The sequence below is a fragment of the Desulfurella sp. genome (assembly GCF_023256235.1).
In the GTDB taxonomy this organism is placed as follows: domain Bacteria; phylum Campylobacterota_A; class Desulfurellia; order Desulfurellales; family Desulfurellaceae; genus Desulfurella.
Window position 1 is genome coordinate 1 of record NZ_JAGDWY010000086.1, and the last position, 7,038, is coordinate 7,038.

A 7,038-nucleotide genomic window follows, 5' to 3' on the forward strand; every position below is an offset into this window, starting at 1 on the left:
GGTACAGCAAACGCTGGCGCCAATGGCTATACCGTATCAGGCTATAATAGCCAAATTTCAAGCGGTCCTGGCTCTCAAACTACTCCTGTTTCCTACGATTCCTGCACTGGACAATACTCTGGCTTCTAATACCTAAACCAAAGCCTGCTTCATTGAGGCAGGCTTTGATATTTTCCTTGCAATTTAAGTTTTTATAGTTTATAAGCTTTGGATTTTGTTTTTTATCTGGCTTAGCAGATTAGATGTCAAAGTCAAATCAAAATTGCTCTCATTTGCAGGATCAAGCAAATCAATTGCTTTTGCAAAATACATTATAACAATATCACGCAAGGATTTTAGATAATCAAATTTTTTTAATACGTCTTGTATTGTAAGATCTGTGTGTTTGTGAAGCCAGTTTATATTTATCTGAGAATCTTTGGGCAATAAATCTTTTAATACATATAGATTTGCTTTTACCGATATTTTTGTTTTATTTTCAGGCAAGAGCTTATATAAGTGTTTTTCGTCTAAAATATTTTCCAGGCCTTGTTTTATAAACTCTCTTATGCTTATCTGTTTATATTTTTCTATAGATATACGCTCAGCAAAGTTAAATGTATTAAATCCATGGTAGGCGGCTTTTACTTTTGTATTTAGAAAAAAATCTTTAAAATCTTCAAAATCGTTTTTTAATATAAAAATTTTGCCGTTTGAAGTCAAAAATTCTAGTTTTTTATCATAAACTAAAGCAGTAACTTTTTGATTATCTTTAATGTAATGAAAAAATTTATAAAGATCCAATTCTTTAATCTCACCAGTTTGGGTCATATCTTTTAGTTGTTTTTGCTCAAATGTCTGGATTTGATTTTCTTTTAATATTTTTGAGAGTTTTTCATGCGTATTTGGCATATTTACAATAAAAATATCCTTGCAGCGCTTTGGCAGTTTCTCATTTGGTGCCTTTAGCATAAAAATAAGAATCTTATGGTTGTTGTTTTGCGCAAAATCAGCAATTGCCTCGCACAATTTTGCTTTTGTTAAAATGCCAAAATTTTTTCCTATAATAATTGCTTTATAATCAAGAATCGTATTTTGCTCAAGAACGCGTTTTATATCAAAACTTTCCTCGACAACAAAATTTGACTCAAATACGGCTTTCAAATACTGTTTTAGCGGTATATTATCCATAAAAAACAATACTTTGTGCATTTTATTTTCACCGTTTTTTATGTAGTATAACAAATGTTATATATATATGTCAATATTATAAAATTAATTTTGCATTCCAATAAGACAAGCCCCAATAGCTCCAGTAAAACTGGATAACTCATGTGTGGCTATTGGTGTATCCAAAATCTTTTCTAAAGCCTTTAAAAGTCCAATATTTTTAGCAACGCCTCCTGTTAATATAACTTTTGGCTTGCCACCAGCTCTTTTATACATGCTTGATATACGGCTTGCAATAGATTGGCAAAGGCCAGCGAAAATATTATTTCTATCTTCGCCTTTTGCTACCAATGATATAACTTCAGATTCTGCAAATACCGTGCAAATACTGCTTATTTTTGAAGGAAAAGCAGCTTTTAAAGCAAGATTTCCAAACTCATTTATATCTGTTTCCAAAGCTTTTGCCATGACATCTAAAAACCTGCCAGTGCCTGCTGCACATTTGTCATTCATAACAAAATTTACAACATTTCCACTTTCATTTAAAATTATAACTTTGCTGTCCTGACCGCCAATATCTATGACTGTACTTACATCGTAAATCAAAAACTTAACACCTTTTGCATGACATATGATTTCTGAAGCAGTTTTTCTTGCAAAATCAATACTTTCTCTACCGTACCCGCAGGAAACAATATTTTTGATATCGGATTCACTTATGTTGTTCCTTGACAGAATTTCTTTGTATATATTTGTTGCAACCTGCTTTGAGCTGTAGCCTACATTTGCAATTAATTTATCAATTATGTTTTTGTTTTGATCCATAAGTACTATTTTTGCTGTTGTCGAACCTATATCTATGCCTATAAACATTTTAACCCTTTATTTGACTCAAAACTTCCATAAATGAATCAATACGATTTTCCACCTGAGCCTGTGCAAATTTGCGCTCATCTGTCATATCGGCTTCAATAAAAAGTGTAGGGATACCTTTCTTTTGAATTATACGCGCAATATCGTATTGACCAAAAGAATAAGGCTTGCAACTGCGGTTTGAGTGCAACACCACACCATCTATAGAATATTTATCAATAAGCTTTAGGACAGAATCTGCCATTTTGTCTGTACCTATATTTAGATATACTCTTGCGTAGGCTTCCCCCATTGTTTCCAAAAAACGCTCTTCATCAACATAATCAACCACACCACACCAGCTTTGCGTGTATGTGTCTGCTACCAGTGCACCATCATGTTTTTTGAAAGCATTTGAAAGCCACCTCATTTTATACCATATAGGCAAATTATCCCATAAAAGCCTGTATTTTTCGTTTTCCACCGCTCCAATTTTGTTTTTTGCACGATCATTTAACTCTTTAAGCAAAGTTTCATAGTAGTCAACAACAACCTTTTTGCCCCTGAGTGTTACAATAAGAGCCAGATGTATAAAAGCATCAAACGCAGTCATAGGGCTTGGTTTATTAATTGCACTATCCAGAACTGCTTGCCATTTTTGCATAGCCTTAAGCGATAATTTTCCAACTTCCTGCATTTTGTCATAATCAAGCTTTTTCTTTGTAACGCTTTCTAAAAAAGAGATATACTCTTTAGTTTGAGCTTTTAAGTATTTTTTTGCAGAATCATCCAAATCAACATGGCAAAATGGCGTATCGTAAATAAAAAGCGGAACATTAAATTTTCTTGATTGTATTTCATACCATTTTTGAACTGTCCCGCAAATATTATTGCAACAAATAAGCATATCAGGTTTTGGTAAACCTCCAATAGGACTTTGGCGTGTTATTGAAGATGTAATATCAACTTTAACATAAGAGCATATATCACTTGAATAACCGAGGCTTTCTGCATATTCAGATAGTTTTGCGCCGATTTTTGAAGCACCAATCATTGCTCCATGGTTTTCCGGATATACCGGTATAATGCCCATTGCAATAAGCGGCTCAACCGGACCTCCGCTTGTTATCCAGGCGACTTTTTTACCAAAATATTTTGCATACTTTGCTGTTAAATAGTATTTTTTCATAATTTTTTTCATTTTATCTGTTGATTTGATTTTATTTTCCATTTTTACTCACCTAACATCTCTATAAAAGTTTCAAGCCTTGTTCTGGTTTGTTCATCAAATATATTGTGGTTTTCAATTTCAACCATTATGCTTGGTATCCCAATTTTTTCAAGTAAATTTTTCTGGTCAGGATAATCAAAAGCATGCGGTTCGCAAAATTTAATAAATAAAAAAATTACACCATTAATTTTGTATTCATCAATTTTTCTTTTTAAATAATCAAGCCTATATTGCGGGTTTATATGCTTGGTAGGACAAATAGGTCTTTTGATGAATCTATCAGCTATTGACTGTAAAGGGTTATCGCCAATCTGTGTTAATTCATCAAAAAATCTTGTGCCTGTACATAAATCATCCCAAACAATATGAGCATTTTTATTTTCTATGGTTTCAAATAAAACTGAATGATTACATATGCTTCCTATAATCAGAAGTCGTTTTGAAGATTGGTATTGATTTTGGGGTATTTTATTTATGATTTGAGAGCTTATGTTAATGAATTCCACAGGATCCATAATAAACGAAACCCTTACAATTTTTGATAAATCGCTATAGCTTAAAGCTTCAGGATTATTTGACTTAATATTATATAGCTTCAGTAAGTTAGCTTTTAAATCATTGTAAGTTTGTATGGCTTTATTGAGGCTATCTATACCTATTTTTATATTTTGATCCTGCTCAAGTTTTGATTTAAAATCATTCAAAATATCAAGAAAATAGTCTTTTGAGGTTTGTGAACTAAATTTTACTGGCAATATCAGATCAAATTGCTTGAAATTAAGGTTTATTCTAAATATATCAGATAGCCTCTGCATTGAATCGCAAGTATGTAAAAACAAAAAAGCACTTAAAAAATCGAGTTTTTTTAACAAGCTATCTTCAAGGAGCGTCCTTACAACTGCACAAGCATACGATTGCAAATACACATCAGAAAGACTGACATTATTGGCTAAACCTATTATTCTTGCAGGATGATAACCGCTTGCATAAATAAGCTCAACTGGAGCATAAGTACAGCTATAGCCCATAATAGGCTTTGATCTGGATAAATTTTCTAAATATGTATATGGGTTTTCTAAAATAGAATCAATTGTTTTCATTAACTCTTGCATTTTCTTTTTCCTCTAAAAGTTTATAGTCTATTTTGCCAAGTTTTGTTCTTGGCAGTTGCATAAATTCTATATCATAGGGCACACTCCATACATTTAGATGTTTTTTGCATAAATCTATGAGTTCCTTTTTTAATTGGTCTTTATTTACATCAGGATTTTTTAGCTCAATAAAAGCTTTAATTTTGTGCATTTTGTATTCATCTTTTACACCAATAGCGCAGGAAAATTTAACATTTTCGTGTGAGCTTAAAACATTTTCTATTTCTGTTGGGTAAACATTCATACCGGAAACTTTTATCATTCTCTTTAATCTTTGCTTAAAATAAAAAAAGCCTTCTTCATCCATATAGCCTAGATCGCCAGTATGCAACCAGATTTGACCATCATTGTGCATTTTTAATACTTTTTCAGTTTCTTGTGGATTATTTAAATAGCCTTTCATTACACACGGACCATTAATACAAATTTCTCCTAATTCATTCGGTTTTAACTCATTAAGCAAAACTGGGTCAACTATTTTAAGTTTCATATCGGGAAAAGGTATACCAATGGAATTAGGTTTGTATTTATCAAGTGGCATAGCCGCAATTGCAGTAACAGCTTCGGTTAGACCGTAGCCTTCCCTTAATTTTGCATTAGAGCCACTTTTTTGCACAAGTGAATCAAAATCTTTTTTTATATGCTCAGGCAAAGTATCTGCTCCCGAAAATGCGCCTTTTAAAAAACTCAAATTCATTTTTTGAAAATCTCTACTGTCAAGCAGTGCTTTGTATAGAGTAGGCACACCTACTAAAAAGGTTGGCTTTTCTTTTTTTATCAATTTTATAACTTTTTCTAAATCAAAATTTGGCACAAGTATTGCCTGTGCTCCACCCATCAATACGGCATTAATACAAACACTAAGACCAAAACCGTGAAAAATAGGCAGTATCGCTAGGATTTTATCTTCTTGATTTAAATTTGCCCAGGCGCTTATTTGAGTGCCATTTGCAATCAAATTGAAATTTGATAACTCAATACCTTTTGGTTTTCCTGTTGTACCTCCGCTATACAAAATAACAGCCGTATCAAACGCTTTTTGTTGTGGTTTTATATCAATTAAAATATTTGAGTGTTTAATTGCACTTTCAAAAGTTAAATCTACAATTTTTTTGGGTCTTTTGAAAACATTGTAGGCGGTTTTTAAAAAAAACGGCATAAATGTAGAAATACTTGTTTGCATAATGTTTTTTAACGGCGTTTTATCTTTTACAGATAAAACTTTATTTACAAATAAATCAAGTGTTATAGCAAACTCAGAATTACTGATATTTAAATAATTTGCTATTTCTTCTTCGCTGGATAAAGGATGAATAAAGCTTGCAATAGCGCCTATTTTATTTATTGCATAAAATGCAATCACAGCTTGAGGGCATGTTGGCAAAATCAGACTCACAGTGCTTTTTTGATCAATACCAATTTCTTTTAGATACACTGCAAATTTATCAATGTAGTAAAGCAATTTAGCGTAAGTTATAGTGTTGCCAAAATAGATAAAAGCAATCTGGTCTTCATATTTTAAACAGGACTGTCTGATAGACTCATACAAACTTATTTGGGGATAATTCAGGCTTTTTGGCACATTACCATAATGCCTTAACCAAACTGACACAAAAACCCCCTTTCTTTTGCAATTTAAAAAATTCACCAAAATCTTTTTTATCTATAACGTTAAAGTTAAATTTTGATATTAAACCTGTTTTAAAATAGAAATAATTATTTACTAAAATCACAATAAAAAACCATTTAGATTAATTATTTGCGTTTTACTTCAAATATGCACTCACTAAAACCTTGTGCTATACACTGAGTTTCTTTTGGCTCCCAGCTGCCACCCAAAAATTCTTCTAGCATACCAGCTATAGTGCCACCAAGTGGTAAACAGGTAGGTTTTTTACTTTCTATGCCTTCTGCAAAAACAGAGTGCTGAGCTTTAAAGTTTACAGAGTTTTCAGATATATTGAATTCTACCATTTTACATTGCTTTGATTCTTCAAAATAAGAAATTATGCATTCTTTTACATCTTCTAAACTCAAGTTGTCACCAAGAATCTCTTTAATATGACTTGCTGCTTTTTTGCCTGCCTTTTTGCCACTTAAAACAAACATACCGCCAAGACCAAAACCAGCTAATTTAATCAGTTGCGAAAAAAAATCCCTAAATACATTCTTTGGCAAAATAAAGCCTTCTTCTTCCACATACTGATTTGTTTTAGCTCTTATTTCTTCTTTTTGCATATTATTAACCCCCTCAAAAAGGCAGAAAGAAGATCTTTCTGCCTGAATTGTTAATTAAAATTTATAACCTACTTGAGCCCAAATACTGTGATCTGCGCTATTTTTTTTATCAAAAGTGCTTGAATAATTAATATTTGCTGATAACCTATTTGACATAAATGCATCAACTCCAAACTTGGCAACACCCCAATTTCTTGAATAATCAGGATATTGACTTGTGAGAGCTATAGATGGTTCATCCTGGAAATAACTGTCAAATTCACCACCTCTTCCATTTAACTTGGACTTCATTTCAACAGAAATATTAGGAACTATGGTAATTGATCCTAGATTAGCTTCATATTGGGCTTTTAAACCTATTGTGCTCAACAGTCTTGACAAATCTTGCCTGTTAACACTCATGTTTAGAGCAGGGTC

Annotated in this window: 7 protein-coding genes; all 7 read right to left on the reverse strand. The window is 32.1% G+C overall.

Annotated features, from left to right (window positions below; translation table 11 throughout):
* Nucleotides 1-198: 198 nt before the first annotated feature.
* A complete protein-coding gene (locus Q0C22_RS09265) occupies nt 199-1,191 on the reverse strand; it encodes a hypothetical protein (RefSeq protein WP_291494054.1) in 993 nt (330 codons plus the stop codon).
* A gap of 63 nt (nt 1,192-1,254) precedes the next feature.
* Nucleotides 1,255-2,022, reverse strand: a complete 768-nt coding sequence (locus tag Q0C22_RS09270) for an acyl-CoA dehydratase activase (RefSeq protein ID WP_291494057.1) — start codon at nt 2,020-2,022, stop codon at nt 1,255-1,257.
* A gap of 1 nt (nt 2,023) precedes the next feature.
* Entirely contained in the window at nt 2,024-3,232 is a 1,209-nt protein-coding gene (locus Q0C22_RS09275) for a 2-hydroxyacyl-CoA dehydratase subunit D (RefSeq protein ID WP_291494059.1), read from the reverse strand.
* A 2-nt stretch (nt 3,233-3,234) separates the two neighbouring features.
* Entirely contained in the window at nt 3,235-4,344 is a 1,110-nt protein-coding gene (locus tag Q0C22_RS09280; protein ID WP_291494060.1) for a 2-hydroxyacyl-CoA dehydratase subunit D, read from the reverse strand.
* Entirely contained in the window at nt 4,319-5,995 is a 1,677-nt protein-coding gene (locus Q0C22_RS09285) for an AMP-binding protein (RefSeq protein ID WP_291494062.1), read from the reverse strand. The genes Q0C22_RS09280 and Q0C22_RS09285 overlap by 26 nt, the downstream gene beginning before the upstream one ends.
* A gap of 143 nt (nt 5,996-6,138) precedes the next feature.
* Nucleotides 6,139-6,621, reverse strand: a complete 483-nt coding sequence (locus Q0C22_RS09290; RefSeq protein ID WP_287005807.1) for a V4R domain-containing protein — start codon at nt 6,619-6,621, stop codon at nt 6,139-6,141.
* A gap of 54 nt (nt 6,622-6,675) precedes the next feature.
* A partial coding sequence (locus Q0C22_RS09295) for an autotransporter domain-containing protein (RefSeq protein WP_291494067.1) occupies nt 6,676-7,038 on the reverse strand: 363 nt, incomplete at its 5' end.